The following is a 26809-nucleotide window of genomic DNA, read 5'->3' on the forward strand; positions in this document are numbered from 1 at the left end:
ATGCAAGAAGTCGTCATTGTTGCCGCCACGCGCACCGCGATCGGCAGTTTCCAGGGTTCCCTGGCAAACGTCTCCGCCGTTGACCTGGGCGCGGCGGTGATCCGTCAGTTGCTGGCGCAAACCGGCCTGGACCCGGCCGAAGTCGATGAAGTGATCATGGGCCAGGTGCTGACCGCCGGCGCCGGGCAAAACCCTGCGCGCCAGGCGTCGATCAAGGCCGGCTTGCCGTTCGCCGTGCCGGCCATGACCCTGAACAAGGTCTGCGGTTCGGGCCTCAAGGCCCTGCACTTGGGCGCCCAGGCGATCCGTTGCGGCGACGCCGAGGTGATCATCGCCGGCGGCCAGGAAAACATGAGCCTGTCCAACTACGTCATGCCGGGTGCCCGCACCGGCCTGCGCATGGGTAATGCGCAAATCGTCGACACCATGATCAGCGACGGCCTGTGGGACGCGTTCAACGATTACCACATGGGCATCACCGCCGAGAACCTGGTCGAGAAGTACAACCTGACCCGTGAGCAACAGGACGCTTTCGCCGCCGCCTCGCAGCAGAAAGCCGTGGCGGCCATCGAAGGTGGACGCTTTGTCGATGAAATCACGCCGATCCTGATCCCCCAGCGCAAGGGCGATCCACTGTCCTTCGCCACCGACGAGCAGCCACGGGCCGGCACCACCGCCGAATCCCTGGGCAAGCTCAAGCCGGCCTTCAAGAAGGACGGTTCGGTGACCGCGGGTAACGCTTCGTCGCTCAACGACGGCGCCGCTGCCGTGATCCTGATGAGCGCCGAAAAAGCCAAGGCCCTGGGCCTGCCGGTACTGGCAAAAATCGCTGCCTACGCCAACGCCGGTGTCGACCCGGCGATCATGGGCATCGGCCCGGTGTCGGCTACTCGCCGCTGCCTGGACAAGGCCGGCTGGTCCATCGACCAGCTTGACCTGATCGAAGCCAACGAAGCTTTCGCCGCACAATCGCTGGCCGTGGCCAAGGACCTGGAATGGGACCTGGACAAGGTCAACGTCAACGGCGGCGCCATCGCCCTCGGCCACCCGATCGGTGCCTCGGGTTGCCGCGTGCTGGTGACCCTGCTGCATGAAATGATCAAGCGTGACGCCAAAAAAGGCCTCGCCACCCTGTGCATCGGTGGCGGTCAGGGCGTGGCATTGGCGCTCGAACGCGCTTAAGCCAACAGCGTTTAACAGACGGCGCGGGGACCCACGAAGATCCGTGCACGCCTGGCAAAACACCCGGTACGATTCACGTCGTACCGGGTTCTTTTTTTTGGTCCCTGTAGGAGCGAGCTTGCTCGCGAAAAAATCTGAAAACGCTGCGGGGTGTCAGAACTTCCACGTAATCGTTGACGACCTTCGCGAGCAAGCTCGCTCCTACAAGGTATATGTCGCCCTCATTGGCGCCTCGCATCGAATGCCGGGTTTTGTATACAAAACCCGCCCATCTATAGAGCAAATCATCCCGCAAAATGCTACCGTTGCTGCCACTCACAGGACGGAGAAGTGCGCGTGTTGATGCTTAAACTGCTGGTGATTCCAGGCTTTCTGCTGCTGATTTCCCTGGCCGGCAAACGCTGGGGGCCAAGCGTGGCGGGATGGTTGTCGGGGTTGCCGGTGGTGGTCGGGCCGATTCTGTTTTTCCTCGCCATCGAACAGGGCCAGGCATTCGCCGCCCAATCGGCCATGGCCGCGCTGTCGGCGATGTTCGCCATGATTGCCTTCTGCGTGACCTATGCCCAGGTCGCGCAACGGGCAAAATGGCCACTGGCACTGACGATCTCGTTGCTGGTCTGGGCCCTGCTCGCCGTGATCCTGTCCTTGCTCCCGCCGTCGCTGCCGATCTCGGTGATCGCCGCCGCCATCGCACTGCTGGCCGCGCCGTACCTGTTCCCGGCTGTGCAGCCGATCGTTTCCGGCCCGGCGCCAAAGTCCGACAAACTGCTGCTGCGTATGGTCGCCGGCGCCTTGCTGACCCTCGCCGTCACTTGGCTCGCCAGCACCGTCGGCGATCGCTGGAGCGGCCTGCTCGCCGTGTTCCCGGTCCTCGGTAGCGTGATGGCGGTGTTCTCCCAGCAAACCCGGGGCCCGGCGTTTACCGCGGCGTTGCTGCGGGCGACGGCCACCGGGATGTATTCATTTTCGGCCTTTTGCCTGGTCGTGACCCTGACCGTACCCAGCCTGGGCCTGATGGGGTTCGGTATTGGCGTCGCCGTTTCGGTGGCCATGCTCGGCGTCACCCGGCGCTTGCTGGCAAAACCCGCGCCCCTGGCAACACGTTCAACTATTTCGAACGAGTAGCGCAAGAAATCGAGCCTATTTCCTACATGTTTTTCCGGTTGGCCGTCAGACGTCAAGTGGTTACGATTTATCGATGAAGTCAACACCCGGCGCCATTGGAAGGGATGTACTTCATCCAGACAACCGCTGGTTCCGAGCCAAGGTACAGGCAGCCCTGGATGATCCGCGCCCAAACATCCCGCATGATCAAGTGATGGCCGAAATGCGCGCCCTCCTGCAGTCAAAGCGCAACCAGCGCGATGCGGGTTGAGTGGCATCCGGAGGACGGTCCGATCTATCGAAAATCCTGAATTATCTTGGCGACCATAACCTCGTAGCGGCTCTGGAGCTCCATCAGGCTATAGAAACGGTTACATCAGCCCTCCCTGAATATCCCTACCTCTATCGATGTGGCCGACTTCCCGGTACACGGGAAAATGTTGTGCATCCCAATTACCTGGTGGTCTATCAAGTGACGGATCAAATCCAGATCCTGAGTGTGTTACATGCCCGGCAGGAATACCCCTGATTCCGAAGCATCAACGACCGTCCGTTAGCCCATGCTGGAACATCTCGCAGCCCCCATGGGATGATCACGCCCCACCGCGCGACCATCCCTGGAGATTTTGATGTCACTGTTGAGTAAAAAAGCCGTTGTCCTGTTGCTGGCGGCGGCTGCCAGCCTGGGGGCTTTGAATGTGCAGGCGGCCAAGGCCCCTGCAAAGGAGACGGTGCAGGGCCAGAAAGTCTCGATGCTCGACGGCAAGTTCACCTTCACCCTGCCCAAGGGTTTCGTGGCCAACCCGTTGCCCGCCAGCCCCACCGGTGCGAGCGGCACCATGTATTCCAACGAAACCACCAAGACCGTGGTGATCGCCGCGCAGAACAACCTGCCCGAAGGGGTCAAGGTCAAGGACAACGACGGCGAGTTCCTCGACGGCACGGCGGCCGACTTCGACGCGGCGCAACACAAGGCCCTGGCGGACTACAACAAGCTCAGCGAAAAAAGCCTGACCCTGAAGAAAACAGGCCTGGGCGTGCGCCAGGTCGACAGCACCGCCACCCAGGGCGGTGGCATGACCCTCAACACCACGTTGATGGCGGCTTCGGGCAACCACATGACGGTGATTCAGGTCATTTCCCGCCCCGGCGACATGGCTGCCCACGAAACCCTGATCAAGCAGATAGTCAGCGGCAAATGAGCCTCAGGGGTTACGACGCTGCAACCAGGCGCTCAAATCCTGCAATTCTTCGGCACTGATGCTGTGGCCGACACCCTGGTAAGCGTGGAACTCGGGTTCCAGTGACACGCTCTGCAACAGGCTGTTGGCCTCGGTGCCATCGCTGAAGGGAAGACGCTGGTCCGCCGTGCCATGGCCGATGAAAATCGCCAGCGACTGGCGTTTTTCATCCGGTTTCAACTCAGACTTGAGCACCGGCAGAATCCGCCCGCTCAACGCGGCTATCCCGCCCACCGCCTCGGGATGGCGCAGGGCGACTTCGTAGGACATGATCGCCCCCTGGCTGAAACCCACCAGGAACACCTTCTCCGGTTGTGTGTGATATTTCTTCGTCGCCTGTACGACGAAATCCAGCAACAACTGGCCGCTGGACTTCAGGTCATCGGTTTCGCCGTTGTAGGCACCCTCGCCTTTTTTGCGAAACCACTGGTAACTCCCCTCTTGCATCACCATCGGCGCCCGCACAGACAGGTAGTTGTACGCGCTGGGTAACTCATCCTTGATGCCGAACAGATCCTGCTCGTTACTGCCGTAGCCGTGGAGAAAAATCACCAGCGGCTGCTCGCGGGAATCGGCGTTGGCCTGCTCCAGGTACTTGAGCGGCAGATCGGTTTGCAGGGGGGATTGAGCGTGGACAGTGGCGGATGCCAGCAACGTGAACAGAGCGAGAAACTTCAGCATAAACCTTCCTTCACCGTGCGCAGGATTCGGATAGAGCCTAACACCTTCGTCCCAGCGACTCCCACCACCGGCCCGATTACGGAATCAGCCTACAGCGCGGATTGCAGAATATTTCGCTGCTCGTGTTTGGCCAGATGCTCAACACTTTCGGCGATGCTACCCGCCTCAATCGCCTCATAGGCCAGCAGGAGCTCCGTCGATGACGGACGCACTATTGGTTTTGGCAACAACCCCGTTGCCAACCTGGCCGATATCAACCAACGCATGCCCTTCGTGCTCAGGGCGGCGCAGCAGTTTGATGATCTGCTGCACGGCGACCAGCGCGAGCAGATTGAGCGATCCATTCGGGATATCGCCTGGGGTGGAGGCGTGCGATGAGGCTGATGCATCGCATCGGGCGGCGACGCGGCGTGTTGGCACTGACGGTCGCTGCCTGCCTTACGTGGACAGCGATTGAGGCGCTATCGGATGAACCGGAAATTTCGCTGGTAATTGGCGAGCCGTACGAAGCCATGCGCCAGCGCTCCAGCGCAAGAATCGATCCCGTGATACCAGGGCACTCCTGGTTCAATATTCCCAAGTCTGATGCCCGACTGCGTTTTGCAGATCCTGAGTATGGTTTTGTGACTCCACTGGCCCGCTTCTTCACAGTGGGTTTTGGACGTAATGAACGGATCGACGGTGTCCGAATGTCCCCACAAGTCGAGCCACTATTGCTCGACGACACCCTCAAGGTCGTACTCGATCTGCAGGAGCAATGGCGCAACGCTGGCTGGGTACCCATCCGGGTCCAAGACTTCCCATCGTTCGCCGACACCCCGCAATGGCGTGCCCAATTGCGAGATGTAAACAACGTTGGAAAAGCTTACTGGCGTGCAGGTGACAAGTACCAACTGATGCTGGTAGTTAGCCGTTTCAAGGATGTAAAACGCCCCACGGAAGAGCGCTACCTCATCACATTAGGCATCCACCGATCACGCGGGGTGCAATGACCCTCCCCCTCCTCAATCGTTAATCAACTTCCCAACCCGAATCGGCTCGCGCCCGGCCACTTTCGCCTGCCAGGTGCCCGGTTGCGTGTAGCGCCCGCGATCAAGCGCGAACAGCACGCCACTGGTGCCCGCGCGCACGGTGGTGACCTTGTCGTTCAACGGGTCGACCACTTCGAACAGCGCATCGCCCTGCTCCACCCATTCACCGGCCTCGCGCAGGAAGCTGACCACGCCGTGATGCGGTGCGAACAGGTATTGGGTGCCTTCGAACGGCATACCCTCGCAGCACTCACTCGGTGCCGCCGGCCAGGTGCCCTTGATGAAACCCTGTTCGGCGAGAAAGCCCAGGATCGCCTCGCAATTGGCCCGGGCCTGATCGACCCGGGTGTCGCCCATGCTGCCAAGCTCAAGTGTGGTCGCCAGGTTGGCCGGTGGAATGGCGGCTTCGGGGAAAGCCCGGGCAAGGCGTAACCATGGCGAAGAGCAGGACTCGTCAAAGGAACTGCCACCGGAATCCTCGCACAGCAACGCCACCCCGGCTTTCAAGCGCGCCGCCAGCGATTGCCACTGCGGCCAGTGCTGCGGCAAGGCGTAGAGGTGAATCGCCGCGTCGAAGTCGCAATGCAGGTCGAGGGTGATGTCGGCGTCGCAGGCGTGACGCAGCAACAGGCGATGCATCGCTTCCAGCTGCGACGCCGGGGCCGGCAGGTCGTCGAGCACCTGGCCCATGGCCTGGCGAATCAGGGCGATGTTGGCCTCGGCATCGCTGCCCAGACGATCACCCACCCGCTGGGCGACCGGAGCGCTCAGTTCGACGAACGCGCGGTTGAAGTTCTTGCCGCTGCCCAGTTCGAAACGGCCCATGTGGCTGCCTTGCAGATGCTGATCGAGGCCGATCGGGTTGGCCACCGGCACCAGTTCGATCAGGCCTTGCAATTGACCCTGGCTTTCGAGTTCAGCCAGGCGCTGCTTGAGCTCCCAGGCGGTGCGCATGCCCGGCAGCTCGTCGGCGTGCAGGCTGGCCTGGATGTAGACCTTGCGAGTGCCCGCGCCATAACTGAATACGCTGAGGGTGCGCTCGGTTCCCAGGTGGCTCCAGGGCAGCAAATGGTCGATGCGTTGCATGGCAGAACTCCGATTTCTCTGTAGGAGCTGCCGCAGGCTGCGATCTTTTGATTTTGATTTTTTAAAAGCAAGATCAAAAGATCGCAGCCTGCGGCAGCTCCTACAGGGGGGAAATGTGATTGCAGGATAAATCATGAGCGAAAAAAAATGGCCACCGCGTCAACGGGGCCACTTTTTTGAACGGCTCGATTACTCGCCGTAGACGTCAAACTTGAAGTACTTGTCCTGCACCTGCTTGTACTTGCCGTTGGCGCGGATTTCGGTAATGGCTTTGTTGAACTGCTCGGCCAGGGCGGTATCGCCCTTGCGCACGGCAATCCCGGCACCACCGCCGAAGTATTTCGGATCGTTGTATTCAGGCCCCACGAACGCGAAACCCTTACCGGCGTCGGTCTTCAGGAAACCGTCGTCCAGGTTGACCGAGTCGGCCAGCAGCGCGTCAACGCGACCGGACACCATGTCCAGGTTGGCTTCCTGCTGGGAGCCGTAGCGCACCAGGACAATTCCCGCCGGTTGCAGCACTTCGGTGGCAAAACGGTCATGGGTGCTGGCGCGCAGTACACCGACTTTCTTGCCCTTGAGCTCGGTCAGCGGGTCCTTGACGTCGGAACCTTCCTTCATCACGAAACGTGCCGGGGTGTGGTAGTACTTGATGGTGAAATCGACGTTTTTCTTGCGATCGTCGGTGATGGTCATGGACGACAGGATGGCGTCGATCTTCTTGACCTTCAGTGCCGGAATCAGGCCGTCGAACTCTTGCTCGACCCAGGTGCACTTGACCTGCATCTGCTCGCACAGCGCGTCGCCGATGTCCACGTCAAAACCGGTGAGCTTGCCGTCAGCGGTTTTCATCGAGAATGGCGGGTAACCGGCTTCGATACCGATGCGGATCGGCTTGGAATCCGCGGCCAAGGCGGTCAGGGACAACATCGACAGTGCCAGGGCACCGAACATCACTAGCTTCTTCATTTATAACTCCTGTGTGCGGAGACTTTTATTGGCAGCTTTCGGTCGTTGGCTTGTGGCCGGGGGACCGAAGTGGCCGGCAGTCTAGAGCGGCTATCACAGGGTAAATTATTTCGAGGCGACAAATAGTTATAGAAAGTGGCCGGCAAGCGGCAGACATGCCGGCGAAGGCGGACTTGAACATTGCGTTGGACTTTCGGGCCTCATCGCCAGCAAGCCGGCTCCTACAGGATTGTGGGCTTATGTTGAATCTGAGGCGTTACGCGAATCTGTAGGAGCCGGCTTGCTGGCGATGCGATGGTGGCCGTTTCGCCGCCAGCGCTGCGATGCGCCGACCCGACAGGCCAGCGTTTACAGGGGGGTCAGCAGGCGCAGCCAATAGCGGCATTCGCCGCACTCAACTCGAACCCTTCATCCAGCCACCCGGTCACGCCGCCAATCATTTCCTTCACCGGGTAACCCAGCGCCGCCAGCTTCACCGCCGCCTTGTTCGCGCCATTACAGTGGGGACCTGCGCAATAGACCACAAACAGACTGGTTTTCGGGTAACCGCGCAAGCCTTCGGCAGTCAGCAGTCGCCCCGGAATGTTGATCGCACCCGGCACATGCCCCCGATCAAAGGCCAACGGCCCCCGCACATCCACCAGAATGAAATCGACTTCCCCAGCCTGTTGGCTGGCGTAAACATCGGAACAATCGGTCTCGAATGTCAGGCGGTTGCTGAAATGCATCAAGGCAATGGCCGAAGGGGCGGCGGGAATTTCGCGAACGAGGCTGGTCATGGGCAAGGCTCCGGGATGTCGGTGGGTGTGAACAGACTTTATCTGCCCACCATCAACGGCTAAAGTGGCGCACAAGACACTCACCGGGAACTTTCCGCCAAATGCATTTTTCTCCAGGACTGGTCGCGATCCTCGCCTACGATGGCTTGTGTACCTTCGAATTCGGCATCGCCGTGGAGATCTTTGGCCTGGCCCGGCCGGAGTTCGACTTCCCTTGGTACAGCCATCAGATCGCGGCCGTCGATCAAGGCCCGATGCGCGCCATGGGTGGCATCCAGGTACTGGCCGATGGCGGCCTGGAACTGCTGCAAGAGGCGCGGACCATCATCATTCCCGGCTGGCGCGATCGCCAGGCTGCAGTACCCGAGGAGCTGCTGACCGCCCTGCGCCAGGCCCATGCCCGGGGCGCGCGGTTGCTGTCGATCTGCTCGGGGGTGTTCGTGCTGGCCGCCACCGGTTTGCTCGACGGTCGCGGCGCCACCACGCACTGGCGCTACACAACGGAACTGGCCGAACGCTTCCCGAACATCCTGGTGGACCCGGACGTGCTCTATGTCGATTCGGGTCAATTGATCACCTCGGCCGGCAGCGCAGCCGGCATCGACGCCTGCCTGCATCTGGTGGCGCGGGACTTCGGCACCCAGGTCGCCAACTCGGTGGCGCGGCGCCTGGTGATGTCACCGCAACGCACCGGGGGCCAGGCGCAGTTCATTCCGACGCCGGTCAGTGCGACGCCGCGCAGTGATCTTTCGCGTGTCATGCAGTGGGCACGGGAGCGATTGCACGAACCGCTGGAGGTTCGCGACCTGGCCAGCGAAGCCGCCATGAGCGAGCGCACCTTCCTGCGCCGTTTCACCGAAGCCAGCGGGCTGTCGCCCAAGACCTGGTTGCAACATGAACGCCTGGGCCGCGCCCGGGAATTGCTGGAAAGCACCGACCAGCACACCGAGCAGATCGCCCATCACTGCGGTTATCGGTCGGTGGAAAGCTTCCGCGTGGCCTTTCGCAACGTGGTCGGCGTGCCGCCGTCGGTGTACCGGGAACGGTTTGGGCGCACCCGTGCTTCAGGGCTTGCGCAATAGATAAGTGTCCATGATCCAGCCATTGGCCTGCCGGGCCGCCTTGCGCACCCGCTCGATCTGCTGCGCCACCTCCCCGAGCTTGCCGCTGATGAGGATTTCATCCGGCGTGCCCAGATAGGCGCCCCAGTAGATCTGCGTCTGCTGGTCCGCCACATGCTGGTAGGCATCCTGGGCATCGAGCATCACCACCAGGCTGTCGGCATCGCTCACCTGCCCCGCTGCCAAGCGCCGGCCGGTGGTGATCTCGACCGAACGGCCGATCTGATTGAGGGGCACCTTGTGCTGCGCGGCCAGGGCCTGGACGCTGGTGATGCCGGGGATCACCTCGAACTCGAAAGTACAGGTGCCTGAAGCCAGGATCGCCTGCAGGATACGAATGGTGCTGTCGTACAGCGCCGGGTCGCCCCACACCAGGAAACCGCCGCACTGGTCATCCGCCAGCTCCTCATTGATCAGGCGCTCGAAGGTCTGCTGCTTGGCCAGGTTCAACTCATCGACGCTGGTCTTGTAGTCCACTTCGCCACGCTCGCGCTCCGGGCTCCGTGCCTCGACAAAGCGGTAGTGCGGATCGCTGATATGGCGCTCGCATAGCTCGCGGCGCAGGTCGATCAACTTGTCCTTGTCCTGGCCCTTGTCCATGATGAAAAACACATCGACCCGATTCAGCGCCTTCACGGCCTGCAGGGTGATGTAGTCGGGGTTGCCGGCACCGATGCCGATGACCAATAGTGTTTTCATCAGGACATGCCCTCGTTATCGCTGCACGGCAGCCGCAGCCGCCAGCAACCATGAAACTGCAGATCTATCGTCGACAGCGGCTCGACATCGATCAGGTTGAAGGCCGCCCCCTGCAGCACATGCATCAACGCGGCACGCAGGATGAATGGATGGGTCACGGCAAGCACATGGCCGGGCAACGCTTCCAGGGTTTTCAACCAGGCGGCGACGCGCTCGCCGACTTGCACCACCGACTCGCCGCCGTGGGGCGCTGAGCGCGGGTCGGCGAGCCAGTCCTTTAGTGATTCGGCCTGGTTTTTCTGCAGGTCGTTGATGCGTTTACCGCGCCAATCGCCGAAGTCACAATCGCGCAGGTCTGCGACGACTTCCACTGGTTTGCCGAACAGCTCGGCAGTCTGTCGGGTGCGCAACTCCGGCCCGCACAACAAGCGCGAGGCCTCCTTGAAGCGTGCCCCTCGGGAACCCCGCGCCGCTTGCCAATCCATCTCCAGGGGTTCGTCCACGGGAAAGCGTGCCTGTTTCTGTGCAAGGGTTCGAGCGTGGCAGATCAGGGTCAATCGGGTCGCCTGCACGAAAAAAAATCACTCTGTTGGATAGAAAGGAAAATCGGCACCTGGCCGTAAGTCATTGCCCAATTGTGCCGTAAGAAAGTTCGTCAGGGGTTGTCATTTCAACGATTCGAACACGCTTCAAGGGCGACGCCCTACACGATTCTTCAACATCCCCTTCATCCGCCGCTGACAGCTATTTCCCGCCTGTTCGACCTTGGAAAAGTCCCGTCAAAATTAACTAGACATGTAGTGCGCTCTATACAAATACTGTTTTCAACGGATTAACGAAACACCTCATCCAGCAGGAGCCGGGATGCCCTCATGCGAAGGCCGGTCGCCGAGCTCTTTGATACAGGAGTGCACCCATGCTGGTCTTGCGCACCGTGCAACCCACCGACCTGCCCCAATTGCAGCGCTTGGCCCGCGAAAGCCTGGTGGGCGTCACGTCCTTGCCCGATGACAGCGCCCGATTGCGTGACAGGATTGTCGACGCCTGCACATCGCTGGATCAAAACGCCGAGTGTCCCGGCCCGCAAAATTACTTTTTTGTCCTGGAAGACCAGGCGGACGGGCGCCTCGTGGGCTGCTCGGAAATCGTCGCCACGGCCGGTTTCAGCGAACCCTTCTACAGCCTGCGCAACCGCCCTTTCACCAGCGCCTCGCGCGAGCTGAACATCGAGCACGGCGTGCCTGCCCTGTCGCTGTGCCACGACCTCAACGGCCACACCTTGCTGCGCGGCTTCCATATCGATTCGGCGCTGGTGCGCACGCCCCACTCCGAACTGTTGTCGCGGGCACGCCTGCTGTTCATTGCGGCCCATGCACAACGCTTTGCCGACGCGGTGATCAGCGAAATCGTCGGCTTCAGCAGCGATGACGGCCAGTCACCCTTCTGGGATGCCGTGGGCAAGCACTTCTTCGACCTGCCCTACGTCGAGGCCGAGCGGCTCTGCGGCCTGGAAAGCCGGTCGTTCCTCGCCCATCTGATGCCGCAATACCCGATCTACGTGCCGATGCTGCCCCAGGCCGCGCAAGACTGCATCGGGCGCATCCATGCCGATGGCCAGGAAGCCTTCGATATCCTTGAACGCGAGGGGTTCGAGACCACCAGCTACGTCGACCTGTTCGATGGCGGCCCGACCCTGCAGGCACGCACCGGCGACATTCGCTCGATTGCGCAGAGCCAGACCGCGCTGGTCTCGCCCGTTTCATCCATCGATGCCCGCGGCCGGTATCTGGTCAGCAACGATGCGCTTTGGCACTATCGCGCCATCGTCGCCGATCTCGACTACCGCGCCGGTCAACCCGTGGGGCTGGACTGCGAGATGTGCCAGGCGCTGCAGGTGACTGAAGGCAGCAACGTTCGGCTGATCGCGCTGTGAGTAGCAAACGCCAGGATCCCCGTCGACAACACCCGAACGGGCTTGCACAAGGCACGTCCGCATGATCCTGCGCCCGGTCCAGGTGACCGACCTGCCCGCCTTGCTGGCGCTGAGCCGCCTGGCCGGTCGCGACTTGACGCCCCTGGTCAATGAAGAGCGCCTGACCCACCGCTTGCGCTGGGTCCAAAGAACCTTCGCCGAGCAGGTCGAACGCGCCGACGCCGATTACCTGTTTGTCCTTGAAGACGACGACCAGCAGGTGCTCGGCGTCAGCGCCATGACCGGCGCGGTTGGCCTGCGCGAGCCTTGGTACAACTATCGGCTCGGGCTGACGGTCAGTTCTTCACCCGCGTTGGGTATTTCGCGGCAAATCCCGACCCTGTTCCTCAATAATGAAATGACCGGTCAATCGGTACTTTGCTCGCTGTTCCTGCGCCCCGACCAGCGCCGGGGCAGCAACGGCCGCCTGCTCACGCTGGGACGCCTGTTGCTGGCGGCGGAGTTCCCGCACCTGTTCGGCGAGAAAATGATCGCCGAGCTGCGCGGCAGTGCCGACGAAAAAGGGTGTTCACCGTTCTGGGACAGTGTGGGCCGGCACTTTTTCAAGATGGATTTCAGTCATGCCGAGCATTTGTCGGGGCTGGGCAACAAATCGTTCATCGCCGAGCTGATGCCACGGCAACCGCTCTACACCTGCCTGCTCACCGAACGGGCCCAAGCCGTGATCGGCAAGCCGCATCACGATGCCGAGCCGGCACTGAGAATCCTCACGGCCGAAGGATTCTCCCACCAGGGCTTCATCGACATCTTCGACGCGGGCCCGGTCATCGAAGCGCCGGTTTCGGCCATTCGCACCGTGCGCGACAGCCGACTCCTGGCATTGGCGATCGGCACCCCGGACGACCAGGCACCGACCTGGCTGATACACAATCGTCGCCTGGAAAACTGCCGCATCACCGCCGCCCCGGCGCAATTGAGGGGCGACATCCTGCTGGTCGACCGCCTCACCGCCAAACGCCTGCAGCTGCAACCCGGCGACTCGGTGCGAGCAGTGGCGCTGCCCAACCGACAGCAGCAGGCCGTGGCGGCGTAAATGCGCCCTGCCTCGCCACAAGATTGACGCCTGTGGCCGGAAAACCGCTAAATTCGTCATCATTCCTGACCTGCCCCCGTGATAGCCTTTCACATCTTCGGCGTTGACACTTTTGCTCAAGCCCTTCCATTTCCATTGGTGGAACTCATATGTCCAGGCTTTCTCATCAAGATTTGCGCCGCAATTTTCGTCAACTGTTCGCGTCCAACACCTGCTATCACACCGCATCGGTCTTCGACCCGATGTCGGCACGCATCGCCGCAGACCTCGGGTTCGAGGTGGGGATCCTCGGTGGCTCGGTCGCGTCATTGCAGGTACTGGGCGCCCCGGATTTTGCCCTGATCACCCTCAGCGAGTTCGCCGAACAGGCCACCCGTATCGGCCGCGTCGCCCAATTGCCGGTGATCGCCGACGCCGACCACGGCTACGGCAACGCACTCAACGTCATGCGCACCATCGTCGAGCTGGAGCGGGCCGGCGTGGCCGCCCTGACCATCGAAGACACCCTGTTGCCAGCCCAATTTGGCCGCAAGTCCACGGACCTGATCACGGTCGCCGAAGGTGTCGGCAAGATTCGTGCGGCACTGGAAGCCCGGTGTGACCGGGAAATGGCCATCATCGCCCGCACCCACGCGGGCATTCTGCCGGTCCAGGAGATCATCAGCCGCACCAAGCAGTACCAGGCCGCCGGTGCGGATGGCATCTGCATGGTGGGGGTGAAGGATTTCGACCATCTGGAACAAATCGCCGAGCACCTGAGCGTGCCGCTGATGCTGGTGACCTACGGCAATCCATTGCTGCGTGACGACAAACGCCTGGCCGAACTGGGCGTGCGCGTCGTCATCGACGGCCACGGTGCCTACTTCGCCGCCATCAAGGCGACGTACGACAGCCTGCGCGAACAGCGTCAGATCTTTACCCAGGCATCGGACCTGAGCGCGACTGAACTGACGCATACCTACACCCAGCCGGAGGAATACATCCGTTGGGCGGAAGAGTTCATGCACGTCAAAGAGTAATCGCACCCAAAAAACCTGTAGGAGCTGGCTTGCCAGCGATGACGCCAGCACAGCCAACACCTCCGTCGCCTGACTCACCGCCTTCGCTGGCAAGCCAGCTCCTACAAGGGATCACCGCCAGGCACAAATTCCGGCAACATCCAAAAAACCTGTAGGAGCTGGCTTGCCAGCGATGACGCCAGCACAGCCAACACCTCCGTCGTCTGACTCACCGCCTTCGCTGGCAAGCCAGCTCCTACAGGGGATCACCGCCAGGCACAAATCCCGGCAACACCCAAAAAACCTGTAGGAGCTGGCTTGCCAGCGAGACGCCAGCACAGCCTACACCTCCGTCGCCTGACACACCGCCTTCGCTGGCAAGCCAGCACGACAACTGTCGCGAAGACGCCTATTTGCTGGCCAACTCCATAATCATCCGCGACAGCAAATAGATCCGTGGCGCGACGCTGTCGATTTCGGCGTATTCCTCTGGCGTATGAATATTGCCGCCGACAATTCCAAAGCCATCCAGCGTCGGCGTGCCGACGCTGGCCGAGAGACTGGCATCAGCCGCGCCTCCGCTGCCCTCCTCCGTCAACTTGCGGCCGATTTCACCGTAGATGCCTTGGGCCATGGCCATCAGTCGATCGGATTCGGCGGTTTGTGGCATCGGTGGCAATCCACGCTTTAGCGTCGTGGTGACCTCGGTATCGGCAATCAGCTTGTCCTGGGAAACCCGTGCCAGATCTTTCTCGATCCGGTCGAATTCCTCCGGCACTGCTGCGCGCACGTCCGCCGCGGCCGTTGCCTGATCAGGAATCACGTTCTTGCGGTCGCCGGCATTGAGCACGGTGAAGTTGATGGTGGTTTTCTTCGCTTCATCGCCCAGTTTGCCCAGCTGCAGGATCTGGTGCGCCACTTCCATGGCCGCGTTGCGCCCCAGTTCCGGCGCAACACCGGCATGAGAGGCCTTGCCTTTGACTTCGACCAACGCCGTGGCACTGCCTTTGCGCCACACCACAAGACCGTCCGCCGGGCGACCGGGTTCGAGGTTGAGGGTTACGTCGTGGGCCTTGGCCGTTTTCTTGATCAGATCAGTGGCGATGTCCGAGCCGGTTTCTTCGCTGGCGTCGAGCAGGAATGTGATCTGCGCATAGTCCTTGAAATCGATATTTTTCAGCACTTTCAGGGCATAGATGCCGGCTACGATGCCGCCCTTGTCATCCATCACGCCCGGCCCGTAGGCGCGACCGTCCTTGATATGAAACGGACGTTCGGCAGCGGAGCCTTGCTTGAACACGGTGTCCATGTGCGCCATCAGCAGGATTTTCGCCTTGCCGGTACCTTTGAGGGTCGCGATGACATGGCTGCTTTTGTCCGGGGTATTGGGTACTCGCTCAATGGTCGCGCCGAGCTTTTTCAACTCTTCGATGGCGATGTCGCCGACCTGGGTCAAGCCGGGTTCATAGCCGGAACCGGAGTCGATATTCACCAACCGTTCCAGCAGCTTCAAGGCTTCCCCCTTGTATTGCTCGGCGTGGGCCAGGACTTGTGCATGAGGCTCGGCGAATACGCCGGGGGCGAAGGTACCGAGGGCCAGGGCCAGGCTGGCGGCCAGCAGCGAACGAGACAGTTTTAGCGTCATGATCGGATCCTTGATGCGTGTCGGGACAGGAACCCTACCTGACCAGGCGGCACAGCTCCATCCCGAAAGGAACACACATGTGCCTGGGTATCGATACTGAATGCTACGGCCCCTTCGCGAGCAGGCTCGCTCCCACAGGGATTGCGGTGAGGGTCAGACCGAATCGAGCAATTCGTGCTGAGGCCGGTCATTGCTGCAGCAGATAACCCGATTTCGCCCCGTGGTCTTGGCCTCGTACAGCGCCTGGTCAGCGTCGTTGAGCCACAGGGTCGCGTCGCTGTGGCGGGTGTTGAAGGCCGCCAGGCCGATGCTCAGGCTGACTTTCAGGGCCGGGTTCTGCTCGTAGCCCAGGGTTGCGAAGCGGTCACGCAGGGCGTCCATGGCCGCGGCAGCGCTGTTCAGGGGCAGGTCGGGAAGGATCACGCAGAACTCGTCGCCGCCATAACGCCCGGCCACATCGGTGGCCCGCAGGTTCTGCTTGAGCATCTTGCTCAGCTGGCGCAGCACGAGGTCACCGGCCACGTGGCCGTAGGTGTCATTGATGCTCTTGAAGTGGTCGATGTCGATCAGCGCGATAGCGCCGCCCTGATGCTGACGTTGGCAGCGCTGGAACTCGATTTCCAGCTGATCCTTCCAGGCGCCGTGATTGAGCAGGCCGGTCAGGCTGTCGGTACGGCTCAGGGCCAGCAGTTCACGCTTTTGCTGGCCGAGGGTATGCGCCTGGCGAAAGCAGATCAGGCCCAGCGCCAGCGGGTAAAAACACATCAGGGGCAAGCAGGCGTAGAGCTGCAGCTGGGATGTTTCAGGGATGAACAGCGGCGTGAAGATCAACCAGCCGACACCAATCCCGAGCACCTGCGCGACCGTGCCCGCCAGAAGAAAACGCAGTCCGCCGATGGCCACGTTGTTCATCGCCATCATGGAAATGGTCGTTGCACTGGGCAGCGGATTGAACTGCATCGCGGCGACCCAGAAGCCGCCCATGAACGCGTCGACCAGCAGGTTGCGGTGTTCGGCGTGGTAGGGTCTCTCGCGCCGACGCGCCCATTGATAGGCCAGGTGCGGCCAGAGCAGGCCGTTGAACAACATGAGCCCCCATACCCAGGTTGCCGGGTTCAGCGGGTACATCGCCACAGCCACGCATATCAGCCCCAATACCAGGCCGAGGACGCGCGATGTGTAGAGCCTCCTGGCCAGTGAAAGTCCTTTTCCTCCCTTCTTTCCCATTGGGACCTCTGCACCACAGAACGAAACCTGTTCACACCGGGATAGCAGGTGTGCCCGAAGTCTAACAGGGCAACGTCAAATAGCCATCACCGGCTGGCGGGGCGAACTCCCCTCGCCTGCAAATTCGTTACGCCTGCAGAAACGGCTATACATGAAGATAAGGATTGATTCACGACGCTGAACAGGAGGCCCATGCAGACCTTTCAAGTACTGATCATCGGCAGCGGTTTTGGCGGCCAGTGCGCGGCGGTCAATTTGCTCAAGGCCGGCATCACCGACTTTCGCCTGCTGGAACGAAGGGATTTCTTCGGCGGCACCTGGTGCCAGAACACCTACCCGGGCGCCGCGGTCGACGTGCCCTCGCCGCTCTATTCGCTGTCGTTCGCTCCTTACCGCTGGTCGCAGATGTTCGCCGAACAGGCTGAACTGCACCGCTACACCCGCTACGTGATGGAGCACTTCGACCTGCGGGACCGGGTGGAACTGCAAACCAATGTCGAGCGCGTCGAATGGGACGACGTGCATAAACAATGGGCGGTGCACAGCGCCAAGGGCACCTTTCATGCGCAGTTCCTGATCAATGCCACCGGGCCCTTGAGCCAACCGGTGGTGCCGCATTTCGAAGGCCGGGAACGCTTTCAGGGCAAGAGCTTTCACACCAACAACTGGGATCATTCATACGATTACCGACAAAAGCGCGTGGCCATCGTCGGCAGTGGCGCCAGTGCTGCCCAGGTGATACCGGCGATAGCTCCGCACGTCGAGCAGCTGCATGTGTTCCAGCGCACGCCGCATTGGGTGCTGCCACGGGCCGACCGCACCTTCGGCCGCTTCCAGCGCTGGCTGCTCGGGCTCAAACCGGCCTACAAGCTGCTGCGCTGGCTGATCTACTGGCAATTTGAAACCCGGGTAATTGCCTTCAAATACTCGAAACCGGCCATCCGCGTGGTACAACATCAGGCCCTGCGCTTCCTCAAGCGCCAGGTGCCGGACGCCGAACTGCGGCGAAAACTGACACCGGACTACACCATTGGCTGTAAGCGAGTGATTCTGTCGAGTACGCTTTATCCTGCGCTGGGCCGCCCTAACGTGACATTGCACAGCCGCGAACAGGGCATCAAAGCCATCGATGAAAGCGGCATCGTCATGCAGGACGGCCAGCACATCGACCTGGACCTGATCGTGTGGTCCACCGGTTACGACGCCACCGACGGGGTGATTTCCTACCCCGTCAGCGGAAAAAACGGCATCCGCCTCAGAGACGTCTGGGCGCAGTACCCCAGGGCTTACCTCGGCACCAGCCTGCCGGCCTTTCCCAACCTGTTTATCGTCACCGGCCCGAACACCGGTATCGGCCATACATCGGCGCTGTTCATCATCGAATCGCAGATGAATTACATCCTCGATTGCATTCGCACGTTAAAAGCACGCGGTTTGCGCAGCATAGAAGTACGCCCCGAGGCAGAACGTACCTACACTGAAATGATCCATAGAGAAATGCAGCGCACGGTGTGGAAGTCCGGAGGCTGCCACAGTTGGTATCAAAGCAAGAGCGGTCATGTGATTGCCATGTTTCCAGGGTTCAGTTTCAGCTTTCACCGTTTGACCCGAACCCTGAAACCGGCCGATCACATCGTGTCCTGATCAGATAGAAGGAAGGCGCCTGATGCTTTTACTGGTTGTCGCTATCGCGGTGTTCGCCGCCTGGAGCTGGCTGAGCTACCCGGCCATCGGGTACTGGCTGTATGACTTGAGCGTGGCCGTCGAGGCCAAGTTGTACAAACTGCACAAGATCGTCGTGCCCATCCCCGAGATGACTGTCTCGACCTGGCAAGGCGGGCCGTATGAGGCGTCCAGCAATGTGTTGATGCTGCACGGCTTCAGTGCCGACAAGAACCTGTGGCTGCGTTTTGCCCGGCACTTTGTCGGCAACTACCGGGTGATCATTCCCGACATCGCCGGGCATGGCGAAACCGGCTTCAAGGCCGGTGGCGGCTATGACATCCCGCTGCAGGCCAAGCGGATGATCCAGTTGCTCGACGTCTGCGGGGTGGACAAGGTGCATGTCATCGGCAACTCGATGGGCGGCTACATCGCCGCCTGGCTGGCGGCCAACTATCCGGAACGCATTGCCTCGCTCGCCCTGTTCGACCCTGCCGGGGTGACCTCGCCGGAACCCAGTGACCTGGAGCGGCATCTGGCCAAGGGCCACAACCCGTTCCTGATTCACTCGCGGGAAGAGTTCAAATATTTCTATGGCATGACCATGGCCGAACCACCGTGGGTGCCGCGCGTGGTACTCGACGCCATCGCCCATCGCTATCAACAGTCGCGCGACGAACTGGAAGAAATCTTTCGCGATTTTCGCGCCAGCCCGCCCATGGAACCGAAACTGCCGGCGATCAAGGCGCCAGCGCTGTTGCTGTGGGGGCGCAAGGATCGCTTGATCGATGTCAGCAGCGTGGCCATCTGGAGCAAAGGTCTGGCGGATCTGCGGGTGGAAATATGGGAAGGCATCGGGCACATGCCGATGGTCGAAGCGCCTGCCGGTTCGGCCCACCTGTATCGGGAGTTTTTGGCATCGCTGCGCTCGGAAAGCCCGCAGGATCAACGACTGCACTGAGCTGGCAGTCCTTTGCAGAATGAAGTTCGTCAGAAACTTCGTTTGCCGGCGTCGCTGAAGGCTGCGATCTTTTCTCACATCCTTCACGTCCACGCGCCAGGAATTGTATTCATGAGCCACCCGAGCTTCGTCAGCCCCGACCTGATCCGCCAACGCTTTTCCAAAGCGATGTCCGACATGTACCGCGAAGAAGTGCCGCTGTACGGCGCGCTGATGGAACTGGTGGAACAGACCAACCGCCACGTGCTGGACAACGACCCGCAAGTGGCCCGACAGCTGAACAGCACCGGGGAAATCGAGCGCCTCGACCTTGAGCGCCACGGGGCCATCCGGGTCGGCACCGCCGCTGAACTGGCCACCCTCGCTCGCCTGTTCGCGGTCATGGGCATGCAGCCGGTGGGTTATTACGACCTGACCCCGGCCGGGGTGCCGGTGCATTCCACCGCTTTCCGTGCGGTGCATGAGGCGTCGCTGCAGGTCAGCCCGTTCCGGGTGTTCACCTCGCTGTTGCGCCTGGAGCTGATCGAAGACCTCGAGCTGCGGGCCTTTGCCCAGTCGGTGCTGGACAAGCGTTCGATCTTCACCCCCACTGCCCTCGCCCTCATCGACCGCGCCGAAACCCAGGGAGGCCTGAGCGAAAAAGAGGCCGACGAGTTCGTCGAACAGGCCCTGGAAACCTTCCGCTGGCACCACAGCGCCACTGTCACCGCCGGGCAATACCAGCAACTCAGCGCCCAGCATCGGCTGATTGCCGATGTGGTGGCGTTCAAGGGACCGCACATCAATCACCTGACGCCGCGCACCCTGGACATCGACATCGTCCAGGCGCAAATGCCGGCGCACGGCATCACCCCCAAAGCGGTGATCGAAGGTCCGCCCCGCCGTCAGTGCCCTATCCTGCTGCGCCAGACCAGTTTCAAGGCACTGGACGAGCCGATCGCGTTCACCGATCAATCCGACACGCGCGGCAGCCACAGCGCCCGGTTCGGGGAAATCGAACAACGCGGCGCGGCCCTGACACCCAAGGGCCGGGCGCTGTACGACCGTTTGCTCAATGCCGCCCGGGACGAACTCAAGGACTTCCCCAACGAAGCCAACGCCACCCGCTACAACGAATTGATGGCCCAGCACTTCAGCGAATTTCCTGACACCCATGAGGGCATGCTCCAACAGGAACTGGCGTTCTTTCGCTACTTTGTGACGGAAAAAGGGCTGGCTGCGGCTGACCTGAAAACCTTGAGCCTCGAAGACCTGGTCAGCGGCGGGTATCTGCGAGTTGAGCCGTTGGTGTACGAGGACTTCCTGCCGGTCAGTGCGGCGGGGATTTTCCAGTCAAACCTGGGGGATGCCGCGCAAAGCCACTATGGCGAGCACTCCAACCAGCAGGCGTTCGAAAAAGCCCTGGGGCGTTCGACCATTGACGAACTGCAGTTGTACGCACAAACCCAACAGCGCTCGATCGAGCAGTGTCTTGCCACATTGGTTAATTGAACAACACCCCCCCTGTAGGAGCCGGCTTGCCGGCGAATGCGTCCGCGAGACTTACGCAATGTTCGAAGACGCCTTCGCCGGCAAGCCGGCTCCTACAAAGTGATCATTTCAATTTTGCCAACAGCGCTTCAGCCGTGGCCTGTGAAGACGCCGGATTCTGCCCCGTCAGCAGCAGCCCATCGGTTCGCACGTAGCTCGCCCAATCAGGCCCCTTGGAAAAAATCCCGCCCTTGGCCTGGAGCTCGTCCTCCACCAGGAACGGCACGACCTTGGTCAGTTGCACCGCTTCTTCTTCGCTGTTGGTGAACCCCGTCACCTGCTTGCCCTTGACCAATGGCTGGCCGTCGGCGCCCTTGGCATGACGCAATACACCCGGCGCATGGCAGACGGCGGCGACCGGTTTGCCGGCGTTGTAGAAGGCTTCGATAAGCGCAATCGAATGACGGTCTTCAGCCAGGTCCCAGAGCGGTCCATGGCCGCCTGGATAGAAGATCGCATCAAAGTCCCCGGCCTTCACCGTACCCAGCACGACGGTCGAAGCCAATGCGGATTGCGCCGCAGGGTCCTGGCGAAAGCGTTCGGTGGCCTCGGTTTGCGCGTCCGGCTCGTCGCTTTTCGGGTCCAGCGGTGGCTGGCCGCCCTTGGGCGAGGCCAGGGTCAGTTGTGCGCCGGCATCCTTGAAGGCGTAATAGGGTGCAGCGAATTCTTCCAGCCAGAAGCCGGTTTTCTTGCCGGTGTTACCCAATTGATCGTGGGACGTTAAAACCATCAGGATTTTCATGTCGTCGTCACTCCATCTCGGGGCTGCAGGCAAACAGATAACTATCAGTTACAAGTTTAAACCCGGGGGAAATATTGCAGAGCAACAACTGCGCCTTTCATTCGATTGAAAATGCAGTCGTCTGTCGAGAAAAGAGTTCGCCCAGTGCTATGGCCTCGGCAATCCATGCACTGGTAAAGAACCCTGACACTGGGCGAACGGGGTGTATTTTAATTGATGTTTATGGATATGTCCGTGCTTGAAACATGAAATTTGTTGATACGAACTTTTATAATATTTCACCTGAAATACAATTCGGAACCAACAACTTAAACCCACCAGTTCGACCAAAGTAGTTGATTGTTCCTATACAAAAGTTGTACAGGAACAATCAATGGATAGAACACTCAACTTTTGGCTTTGGTCGTCACTTGCAGAACGTCGGTGTATGTCACGAAGACACTTTGCCCCACTTTCAGGTCCTTGAGCTTGGCTTGAACTTTCGGATCTTCGACCGTGATGGTCTTGGTCTGCCCCTGCGGGTTTTTGAAGGACACCTGGTTTTTCTTCAGGTCGATGTCGGTGATTTGCAGTTGGACTTGCACTTGGCGATAAGCTTCGCCGCCAGGGACGTTCCCGGGTGCGTTGCGGGCTTCACCGGCTCGCTCCGAGCTGCCCGGCAAACCTTTGTCGACGTCGGTATCGAGGTAGGCCGCGACTGAGCGGGTGACCTTGATGTCGACCTGGTCGCCGGCCTTGAGGTTGTCGAGGTTTTTCGCCTTGTCGGTCAGTTGCACATGGACCTGACGACCTTCCGGCCCTTCAAGCACCACTTGATGTTTGGCGGCATCGACCGAAACGACTTTGGTGCTGATCTGATCAGCTTCCACAACGGCGGACAACGGAATGTCTTCTGCAACAGCGCTAAAGCTGGCGGCAGACAGCAAGGTGGCGAGGGTGATGGCTTTGGTCAGTGCGTTGAGTTTCATAGGCAGAACATTCCCTGTGATGGAGGATGACAAACGGCGTTGAAGCGAAGGATCAACGCCGTTTGAGGGATGAGCATAGACGCTGATCAGGGATTCTTCGCAGTTTCTTGCGCGGTGGATTCGCCGCTGGTCGTCCCTTTGCCGCTTTCCTTGCGCCGGGTCGGATCGGTGGGGCGCAGGGCGTCATTGTCGCGCTCGGTTTCTCCGGGTGGCCGTGGCTCGTCGGGGTTTTCGCTATCAGGGGTGGGTTTCATGGGGTGCTCCTCAGGCTTCGGGATCGTCGAGCTCCCGGGCAACGTTGATCGCCGGGGAGTCTTTGTGGGATTGCTCCGCCCGGGCTTTGAGCGCCTGCCATTGTTCGAGATCGATCGCGCCCTGCCCCAACAGATCGTCGGCCAGACGCTGCAAATCCATGTAATAGGAGTCGGGGGACTGCTGCCAGTACGCCTCGTCTTCGAACAGGCGCTGCCACGCGTCAAGGTCGGGCGGTGTGAGGTCTTCGCGCATGGCGGGCTCCAGCAGAGGCATTCGTACGGTAGAGGGGTGGACGCCGCGTGGAGTTCCGGTTGATTGGGAGGAGACGAAAGATGTAGGAGCTGCCGCAAGCTGCGATCTTTTGATTCTAATAACCGGTCATTTCCAGATACCCCTGCCCGCCATGGCTGCCGCTCAAACGCACCGGCCCTTCCCAGTAGGGAATACGCAAATCCATCCAGGCATTGGGATTCAGCGCACTGATGACGATGTCGAGGTGTTTGCCGGGGATCTGGATCGACCAGCGCACGGGCATCGAACGCCCGGCCACCTGGGCGGTGTCCTGTGGGGTGAGGCGGATCTCGTCGGCATTGAGCATTTCGGTCTGGCCCCGAGCGTCGATCCAGGTGCCGGTCAGGTACGGTTCGCCGTGCTTTTGCCGCATGCGATAGAGCATCACCTGCTCTCCGCTGTCCAGGTGCAGGGAAAACCAGTCCCAACCGCTCTGCTCGGCGGTCAGGGGCTGGCTGCTCCATTCCCGGTCGAGCCATGCGGGGCCGCTGACCTGAAAGCGCTGGCCGTCGATCTCGAGGGTGCCGCTGGCCTGGAAAAACGGCTGGCTGTAGTAATAGGACGCCTGGCCCTGTTCGGATTTCTGACTGAAACCCTTGTCGCCCTGGAGCACCAGCGGTCGGTTCGCGGTCAGGTGCAGTTGATAGCTGAACGCCTTGTCGCGGGCGCTGAGTTGCAGATCCGCCAGGGGATCGGCGCCCGTTGCCTGACTGCTGAAACGCCAGTCGTCGATCCACGCGTTGAACGGCGTCAGGCTCACCCCGGCCTGTCCCACGCCGCCACGGGCATAACGCTCGGCGGCGTGATGCACCGAGGCCGAGGTCACCGCCGCGTGGCCCAGCCATAACGTCTGGTTGCTCCAGCCGGACGCCTCGGGCGTGGCTTTCAAGGCACTGCGAAACAGCGTCCACTGCGCGCCGAACTCGCGGCCCTGCTCATCCTTGAGGTTGGCGGTGACGTACCACCATTCGATGCGAAAACCGTCGTGCGGGCCATGATCCGCCGGGAAGCTGAACACCCGACCAGGCATGACGGGCGTAAACGCGGCCGCTTGATTGCCGAGGCCGGCGAAGCCCTTTTCATCTGGCGCCGGCTGATCGCAACCGGCGAGCAGCGCTGCGGCCAGGCAGAGCCCGAGCTTAATCCTCATGGGCAAAGGTCCTCAGCAGGTCCGCCGGTTGCGTGCGATACAGCGAATACAGCGGCCACGCCGACGCCAGCAAGGTCGCCAGCAACGCCAGCGCCATCAACTGGAGCAATTGCAGGGGAAACACCTGCAGCGGCAGGCGCCAACCGAATGCCTGGACGTTGATCACCGCGTCCAGGCACCAGGCCAGCGCGATGCCCAAGGGCAACGCCAGCACCAGGGTCAGCAGCGCCAGCAGCCAGGTTTGCCCGAGGTTGAGCAGCATCAGTTGCCGGCGCGTCACGCCCAGCGCCCACAGCGGCGCCAGTTGCGCGAGACGGCTCTGGCTTTGCGTCAGCAGGCTGATGAACAGCGCCACGCCGGCCACGCAAAGGGTCAGGCTATTGAGCGCGGCGGTGGCGGCGAAGGTGCGCTCGAACACTTGCGTCGACCAGCCCTTGAGCCGGGCCTGATCGACGATGCGGCTGTCTTCCAGGGCGAAGCGTGCCTGCAGCGCGGTCACGAACGGCGTTATCAATGCCGGCTCGATGCGCAGGTTGAAGCGGTTCGGCGTCAGTTGCGGCCAGCCGCGCAACAAGTGCTCGACGTTGACCAGCAGGTGGCCCTTGGGGTTGCCGTAGTCGGCGTAGACCCCGACGATGCGCGGCGACCAGGGACCGTTGGGCGTGGCGATCGTCAGGTGATCGCCGAGCTTGACCTTCAAGCGCCGCGCCAGTTGCTCGCTGAGCATCAGCGTATCGTCCGCTGCCAGGCGATCCCAGGGCTTGTCGTCCAGGGCTTCAAGCAACGGCCAGTGCTGGCGATAGGTCGGGTGATCGATCACGCCAAAGACATCCGCCGGCCAGCCTTGCAGTTGAATCGAGACCTGCCAGTTGGGCAACACCGCCGTCGGCTGCGGTTGTTGCTTGAGCCAGTCGTGCATCTCCCGAGCCTGGGCCGGGTTTTGGGGATTGAGGTAGAGCTCGGCGGTCAGCCGTTGTTCGAGCCAGTTGCTGAAGGTCTGGCGGAAACCGGCGGTCATGCTGCCGGCGCCGATGTTGGCCGCCAGGGCCAGCAGCAGCGCCATCAGCGCCAGGCTCAAGGCCGGCAGTTGCTGCCGGCAATCGGCGACGAACCACTGGCCGAGCACCGAAGAACTGCGGTGGGTCAGCCCATTGAGCACGGCATTGAGGACCACCGGCAACGCCAGCGCAGCCCCCAGCAATAACGCGGCCATGAGCACAAAACCGCTGGCCAGGCTATCTCCGCGCAGCAAGGCCAGCAACGCAATGGCCAAGGCCAGCGCCGCCACCCAACCCTGACGACGCAACCAGCGCGCATGGGCCTGATGCCAGGCCTGCGGATCGGCCAGGGCGAGCAACGGCAAGCGCGCTGCACGCCACAGACTGTTGGCACCGGCGAGTGCCGCGCCGAACAGGCTGAGGCCGACGCCGCTGAGCCACCACAACGGGCTCAGGCTCAACTGCCCCGCCACTTCGGCGCCGTACAAGCCGCGCAGGCTGGCGGCGACATCCGGCAGCAGCACGCTGGCCAGCAGATAACCGCTGACGACCCCGGCCACGCCGCCGATCAAGGCCAGGCCGCCCAGTTCGACGGCGAGACAGGTGATCAGCATCCGCGCGCTGACCCCGCAGGCGCGCAGGGTCCGCAGCAAACCGCGACGCTGTTCCAGCGCCAGCCCTATCGCGGCATGCACGATAAACAGACCGACCACGAATGAGAGAAACCCCAGGGCGTCCAGGTTCAGGTGAAAGCTCTCGGTGAGGCGCGCCAGATTGTTCTCTTCGCCGCTGCTCTTGAGCTGAAGTTGCCCCTTGAACGGATCGGGCAGCGTCGCGGTGAAATCCTTGGGCAACAGTAGACGCGACAACTGATCCGGCAAACCGAGAATCTGCTGGGCAAACCCGATGTCCACCAGCAACACCCCCGGCGCCATATCCGCTTGAGCGTGCAGCGGCGGCAGGGCCTGGCCGTTCAAGGCCAACGGCCGCTCCCCTTCCGTCAGCCCCAGGCTCTGCAAGGTCTGCGGTGAAATCCAGGCGCTGCCCGGCGCCGTGAAAAACTCGACAACCTGCTCGATGGCCAATGCCCGCCCCGCCACCTCGGCCCCGGCCGGCAGCGACACGGGCTCGATGCCCATCAGTTGCAGGCGCTGGTCCTCATGGCCCTTGAGCGTGACTCGCCCCTGCAACACCGGCGACACCGGCCAACCGGCGCGGCGCAGGTCGACAAACCACTGCTGCGGGAAAGTCCCGCCAGCGGGCGCACTCAGGCTGGCCTGGGGTTCGCCGCCGATCAGCTGACTGGCCCGGGCATAGCTGTCCCGCGCCTGGCTGTTCAACGCTTGCACCCCGGTGAGCAGGCTGGTGGCCAGCCACAGCCCGGTCAGCACGCTGAAAAACTGCACCGGGTGCTGTCGCCAATGACTGAGCAGCGCGCGCAGGGTTTCGCGAAAAATGCGCAT

Annotated in this window: 26 protein-coding genes and 2 pseudogenes; 14 read left to right on the forward strand and 14 right to left on the reverse strand. The window is 61.5% G+C overall.

The window, feature by feature from the left end; all coding sequences use genetic code 11:
• The 5 genes and pseudogenes from ACM6I6_RS02070 to ACM6I6_RS02090 all read left to right on the forward strand — a co-directional run bounded on the left by ACM6I6_RS02070 (position 1) and on the right by ACM6I6_RS02090 (position 3488).
• Complete coding sequence (locus ACM6I6_RS02070) at positions 1-1182, forward strand: acetyl-CoA C-acetyltransferase (protein ID WP_414919289.1); 1182 nt, start codon at positions 1-3, stop codon at positions 1180-1182.
• Between the two features lie 336 nt (positions 1183-1518).
• Positions 1519-2307, forward strand: coding sequence for a hypothetical protein (locus ACM6I6_RS02075; RefSeq protein WP_323607980.1), 789 nt, complete (start codon positions 1519-1521; stop codon positions 2305-2307).
• 73 nt (positions 2308-2380) lie between these two features.
• Positions 2381-2557: a hypothetical protein gene (locus ACM6I6_RS02080; protein WP_406592310.1), complete on the forward strand. Its 177-nt coding sequence runs from the start codon at positions 2381-2383 to the stop codon at positions 2555-2557.
• A pseudogene (locus ACM6I6_RS02085) lies at positions 2547-2815 on the forward strand (type II toxin-antitoxin system RelE/ParE family toxin). The gene ACM6I6_RS02080 and the pseudogene ACM6I6_RS02085 overlap by 11 nt, the downstream one beginning before the upstream one ends.
• Positions 2816-2915: 100 nt before the next feature.
• On the forward strand, positions 2916-3488 hold the full coding sequence (locus tag ACM6I6_RS02090; protein WP_274076898.1) for a hypothetical protein: 573 nt from the start codon (positions 2916-2918) through the stop codon (positions 3486-3488).
• A gap of 3 nt (positions 3489-3491) precedes the next feature.
• Here the strand turns inward: ACM6I6_RS02090 and ACM6I6_RS02095 are convergent, their stop codons facing one another.
• Positions 3492-4208, reverse strand: a complete 717-nt coding sequence (locus ACM6I6_RS02095; RefSeq protein WP_274076897.1) for an alpha/beta hydrolase — start codon at positions 4206-4208, stop codon at positions 3492-3494.
• Positions 4209-4403: 195 nt separating this feature from the next.
• Here ACM6I6_RS02095 and ACM6I6_RS02100 point away from each other — a divergent pair.
• Positions 4404-4586, forward strand: a pseudogene (locus tag ACM6I6_RS02100) (PAAR domain-containing protein); the annotation flags it as partial.
• Positions 4583-5200 carry a hypothetical protein gene (locus ACM6I6_RS02105; protein ID WP_323607982.1) on the forward strand — a complete coding sequence of 206 codons (618 nt, stop codon included), beginning with the start codon at positions 4583-4585 and terminating at the stop codon, positions 5198-5200. The pseudogene ACM6I6_RS02100 and the gene ACM6I6_RS02105, both read left to right, overlap by 4 nt.
• A gap of 12 nt (positions 5201-5212) precedes the next feature.
• Here the strand turns inward: ACM6I6_RS02105 and ACM6I6_RS02110 are convergent, their stop codons facing one another.
• The 3 genes from ACM6I6_RS02110 to ACM6I6_RS02120 form a co-directional block, all read right to left on the reverse strand.
• A complete protein-coding gene (locus ACM6I6_RS02110) occupies positions 5213-6325 on the reverse strand; it encodes a M14 family metallopeptidase (RefSeq protein WP_414919290.1) in 1113 nt (370 codons plus the stop codon).
• A 189-nt stretch (positions 6326-6514) separates the two neighbouring features.
• On the reverse strand, positions 6515-7294 hold the full coding sequence (locus tag ACM6I6_RS02115; RefSeq protein WP_414919291.1) for an ABC transporter substrate-binding protein: 780 nt from the start codon (positions 7292-7294) through the stop codon (positions 6515-6517).
• 359 nt (positions 7295-7653) lie between these two features.
• Positions 7654-8073 carry a rhodanese-like domain-containing protein gene (locus ACM6I6_RS02120; protein ID WP_274076892.1) on the reverse strand — a complete coding sequence of 140 codons (420 nt, stop codon included), beginning with the start codon at positions 8071-8073 and terminating at the stop codon, positions 7654-7656.
• 101 nt (positions 8074-8174) lie between these two features.
• On the opposite strand from ACM6I6_RS02120, the gene ftrA reads away from it, so the two are divergent.
• Complete coding sequence (gene ftrA / locus ACM6I6_RS02125) at positions 8175-9155, forward strand: transcriptional regulator FtrA (RefSeq protein WP_414919292.1); 981 nt, start codon at positions 8175-8177, stop codon at positions 9153-9155.
• Here ftrA and cobF read toward each other — a convergent pair.
• Both cobF and ACM6I6_RS02135 read right to left on the reverse strand, forming a co-directional pair.
• On the reverse strand, positions 9138-9893 hold the full coding sequence (cobF, locus tag ACM6I6_RS02130; protein WP_414919293.1) for a precorrin-6A synthase (deacetylating): 756 nt from the start codon (positions 9891-9893) through the stop codon (positions 9138-9140). The genes ftrA and cobF overlap by 18 nt on opposite strands.
• Entirely contained in the window at positions 9893-10465 is a 573-nt protein-coding gene (locus ACM6I6_RS02135; RefSeq protein ID WP_323607991.1) for a histidine phosphatase family protein, read from the reverse strand. The genes cobF and ACM6I6_RS02135 overlap by 1 nt, the downstream gene beginning before the upstream one ends.
• A gap of 344 nt (positions 10466-10809) precedes the next feature.
• Here ACM6I6_RS02135 and ACM6I6_RS02140 point away from each other — a divergent pair, with 344 nt between their 5' ends.
• The 3 genes from ACM6I6_RS02140 (at position 10810) to ACM6I6_RS02150 (ending at position 13938) form a co-directional block, all read left to right on the forward strand.
• Entirely contained in the window at positions 10810-11826 is a 1017-nt protein-coding gene (locus tag ACM6I6_RS02140) for an arginine N-succinyltransferase (protein WP_414919294.1), read from the forward strand.
• A 61-nt stretch (positions 11827-11887) separates the two neighbouring features.
• A complete protein-coding gene (gene astA / locus ACM6I6_RS02145) occupies positions 11888-12919 on the forward strand; it encodes an arginine N-succinyltransferase (RefSeq protein ID WP_274076887.1) in 1032 nt (343 codons plus the stop codon).
• Positions 12920-13068: 149 nt separating this feature from the next.
• On the forward strand, positions 13069-13938 hold the full coding sequence (locus tag ACM6I6_RS02150; protein WP_274076886.1) for an isocitrate lyase/PEP mutase family protein: 870 nt from the start codon (positions 13069-13071) through the stop codon (positions 13936-13938).
• A gap of 388 nt (positions 13939-14326) precedes the next feature.
• Here the strand turns inward: ACM6I6_RS02150 and ACM6I6_RS02155 are convergent, their stop codons facing one another.
• Entirely contained in the window at positions 14327-15562 is a 1236-nt protein-coding gene (locus tag ACM6I6_RS02155; protein WP_323609250.1) for a M20/M25/M40 family metallo-hydrolase, read from the reverse strand.
• A 153-nt stretch (positions 15563-15715) separates the two neighbouring features.
• Entirely contained in the window at positions 15716-16789 is a 1074-nt protein-coding gene (locus ACM6I6_RS02160) for a diguanylate cyclase (protein ID WP_274076883.1), read from the reverse strand.
• Between the two features lie 192 nt (positions 16790-16981).
• Between ACM6I6_RS02160 and ACM6I6_RS02165 the strand changes: the two genes are divergently transcribed.
• The 3 genes from ACM6I6_RS02165 (at position 16982) to ACM6I6_RS02175 (ending at position 20903) form a co-directional block, all read left to right on the forward strand.
• The gene (locus ACM6I6_RS02165) at positions 16982-18433 is read left to right on the forward strand and encodes an NAD(P)/FAD-dependent oxidoreductase (protein ID WP_323609249.1); all 1452 of its coding nucleotides are present in this window, start codon (positions 16982-16984) and stop codon (positions 18431-18433) included.
• Positions 18434-18455: 22 nt separating this feature from the next.
• Positions 18456-19412, forward strand: a complete 957-nt coding sequence (locus ACM6I6_RS02170; protein ID WP_274076880.1) for an alpha/beta fold hydrolase — start codon at positions 18456-18458, stop codon at positions 19410-19412.
• A gap of 111 nt (positions 19413-19523) precedes the next feature.
• Positions 19524-20903 carry a VOC family protein gene (locus tag ACM6I6_RS02175; protein WP_414919295.1) on the forward strand — a complete coding sequence of 460 codons (1380 nt, stop codon included), beginning with the start codon at positions 19524-19526 and terminating at the stop codon, positions 20901-20903.
• Between the two features lie 103 nt (positions 20904-21006).
• On the opposite strand, the gene ACM6I6_RS02180 is transcribed toward ACM6I6_RS02175, so the two are convergent.
• The 6 genes from ACM6I6_RS02180 to ACM6I6_RS02205 form a co-directional block, all read right to left on the reverse strand.
• Entirely contained in the window at positions 21007-21684 is a 678-nt protein-coding gene (locus ACM6I6_RS02180; protein ID WP_274076878.1) for a type 1 glutamine amidotransferase domain-containing protein, read from the reverse strand.
• 386 nt (positions 21685-22070) lie between these two features.
• Positions 22071-22652: a hypothetical protein gene (locus tag ACM6I6_RS02185; RefSeq protein ID WP_274076877.1), complete on the reverse strand. Its 582-nt coding sequence runs from the start codon at positions 22650-22652 to the stop codon at positions 22071-22073.
• Between the two features lie 86 nt (positions 22653-22738).
• Positions 22739-22906, reverse strand: a complete 168-nt coding sequence (locus ACM6I6_RS02190; RefSeq protein ID WP_274076876.1) for a hypothetical protein — start codon at positions 22904-22906, stop codon at positions 22739-22741.
• A gap of 10 nt (positions 22907-22916) precedes the next feature.
• Entirely contained in the window at positions 22917-23159 is a 243-nt protein-coding gene (locus ACM6I6_RS02195; protein ID WP_274076875.1) for a hypothetical protein, read from the reverse strand.
• A gap of 115 nt (positions 23160-23274) precedes the next feature.
• Positions 23275-24348: a lipocalin-like domain-containing protein gene (locus ACM6I6_RS02200; protein ID WP_414919296.1), complete on the reverse strand. Its 1074-nt coding sequence runs from the start codon at positions 24346-24348 to the stop codon at positions 23275-23277.
• Positions 24338-26809 (reverse strand): ABC transporter permease, encoded by a 2472-nt coding sequence (locus tag ACM6I6_RS02205; RefSeq protein WP_414919297.1) that lies wholly within the window; start codon positions 26807-26809, stop codon positions 24338-24340. The genes ACM6I6_RS02200 and ACM6I6_RS02205 overlap by 11 nt, the downstream gene beginning before the upstream one ends.

This window comes from Pseudomonas sp. IT-P218, assembly GCF_949767605.1.
Taxonomy (GTDB): domain Bacteria; phylum Pseudomonadota; class Gammaproteobacteria; order Pseudomonadales; family Pseudomonadaceae; genus Aquipseudomonas; species Aquipseudomonas putida_AE.

Excerpts from the sequence above, each read along its gene's own strand:
- astA (WP_274076887.1), top strand. The coding sequence starts at position 11,888 with ATGATCCTGCGCCCGGTCCAGGTGACCGACCTGCCCGCCTTGCTGGCG.
- ACM6I6_RS02140 (WP_414919294.1), top strand. The coding sequence starts at position 10,810 with ATGCTGGTCTTGCGCACCGTGCAACCCACCGACCTGCCCCAATTGCAG.
- ACM6I6_RS02150 (WP_274076886.1), top strand. The coding sequence starts at position 13,069 with ATGTCCAGGCTTTCTCATCAAGATTTGCGCCGCAATTTTCGTCAACTG.
- ACM6I6_RS02205 (WP_414919297.1), bottom strand. The coding sequence starts at position 26,809 with ATGCGCATTTTTCGCGAAACCCTGCGCGCGCTGCTCAGTCATTGGCGA.
- ACM6I6_RS02195 (WP_274076875.1), bottom strand. The coding sequence starts at position 23,159 with ATGCGCGAAGACCTCACACCGCCCGACCTTGACGCGTGGCAGCGCCTG.
- ACM6I6_RS02090 (WP_274076898.1), top strand. The coding sequence starts at position 2,916 with ATGTCACTGTTGAGTAAAAAAGCCGTTGTCCTGTTGCTGGCGGCGGCT.
- ACM6I6_RS02155 (WP_323609250.1), bottom strand. The coding sequence starts at position 15,562 with ATGACGCTAAAACTGTCTCGTTCGCTGCTGGCCGCCAGCCTGGCCCTG.
- ACM6I6_RS02165 (WP_323609249.1), top strand. The coding sequence starts at position 16,982 with ATGCAGACCTTTCAAGTACTGATCATCGGCAGCGGTTTTGGCGGCCAG.
- ACM6I6_RS02185 (WP_274076877.1), bottom strand. The coding sequence starts at position 22,652 with ATGAAACTCAACGCACTGACCAAAGCCATCACCCTCGCCACCTTGCTG.
- ACM6I6_RS02070 (WP_414919289.1), top strand. The coding sequence starts at position 1 with ATGCAAGAAGTCGTCATTGTTGCCGCCACGCGCACCGCGATCGGCAGT.
- ACM6I6_RS02160 (WP_274076883.1), bottom strand. The coding sequence starts at position 16,789 with ATGGGAAAGAAGGGAGGAAAAGGACTTTCACTGGCCAGGAGGCTCTAC.
- ACM6I6_RS02170 (WP_274076880.1), top strand. The coding sequence starts at position 18,456 with ATGCTTTTACTGGTTGTCGCTATCGCGGTGTTCGCCGCCTGGAGCTGG.
- ACM6I6_RS02095 (WP_274076897.1), bottom strand. The coding sequence starts at position 4,208 with ATGCTGAAGTTTCTCGCTCTGTTCACGTTGCTGGCATCCGCCACTGTC.
- ftrA (WP_414919292.1), top strand. The coding sequence starts at position 8,175 with ATGCATTTTTCTCCAGGACTGGTCGCGATCCTCGCCTACGATGGCTTG.
- ACM6I6_RS02120 (WP_274076892.1), bottom strand. The coding sequence starts at position 8,073 with ATGACCAGCCTCGTTCGCGAAATTCCCGCCGCCCCTTCGGCCATTGCC.
- ACM6I6_RS02105 (WP_323607982.1), top strand. The coding sequence starts at position 4,583 with ATGAGGCTGATGCATCGCATCGGGCGGCGACGCGGCGTGTTGGCACTG.
- ACM6I6_RS02180 (WP_274076878.1), bottom strand. The coding sequence starts at position 21,684 with ATGAAAATCCTGATGGTTTTAACGTCCCACGATCAATTGGGTAACACC.
- ACM6I6_RS02080 (WP_406592310.1), top strand. The coding sequence starts at position 2,381 with ATGAAGTCAACACCCGGCGCCATTGGAAGGGATGTACTTCATCCAGAC.
- cobF (WP_414919293.1), bottom strand. The coding sequence starts at position 9,893 with ATGAAAACACTATTGGTCATCGGCATCGGTGCCGGCAACCCCGACTAC.
- ACM6I6_RS02190 (WP_274076876.1), bottom strand. The coding sequence starts at position 22,906 with ATGAAACCCACCCCTGATAGCGAAAACCCCGACGAGCCACGGCCACCC.
- ACM6I6_RS02175 (WP_414919295.1), top strand. The coding sequence starts at position 19,524 with ATGAGCCACCCGAGCTTCGTCAGCCCCGACCTGATCCGCCAACGCTTT.
- ACM6I6_RS02200 (WP_414919296.1), bottom strand. The coding sequence starts at position 24,348 with ATGAGGATTAAGCTCGGGCTCTGCCTGGCCGCAGCGCTGCTCGCCGGT.
- ACM6I6_RS02115 (WP_414919291.1), bottom strand. The coding sequence starts at position 7,294 with ATGAAGAAGCTAGTGATGTTCGGTGCCCTGGCACTGTCGATGTTGTCC.
- ACM6I6_RS02110 (WP_414919290.1), bottom strand. The coding sequence starts at position 6,325 with ATGCAACGCATCGACCATTTGCTGCCCTGGAGCCACCTGGGAACCGAG.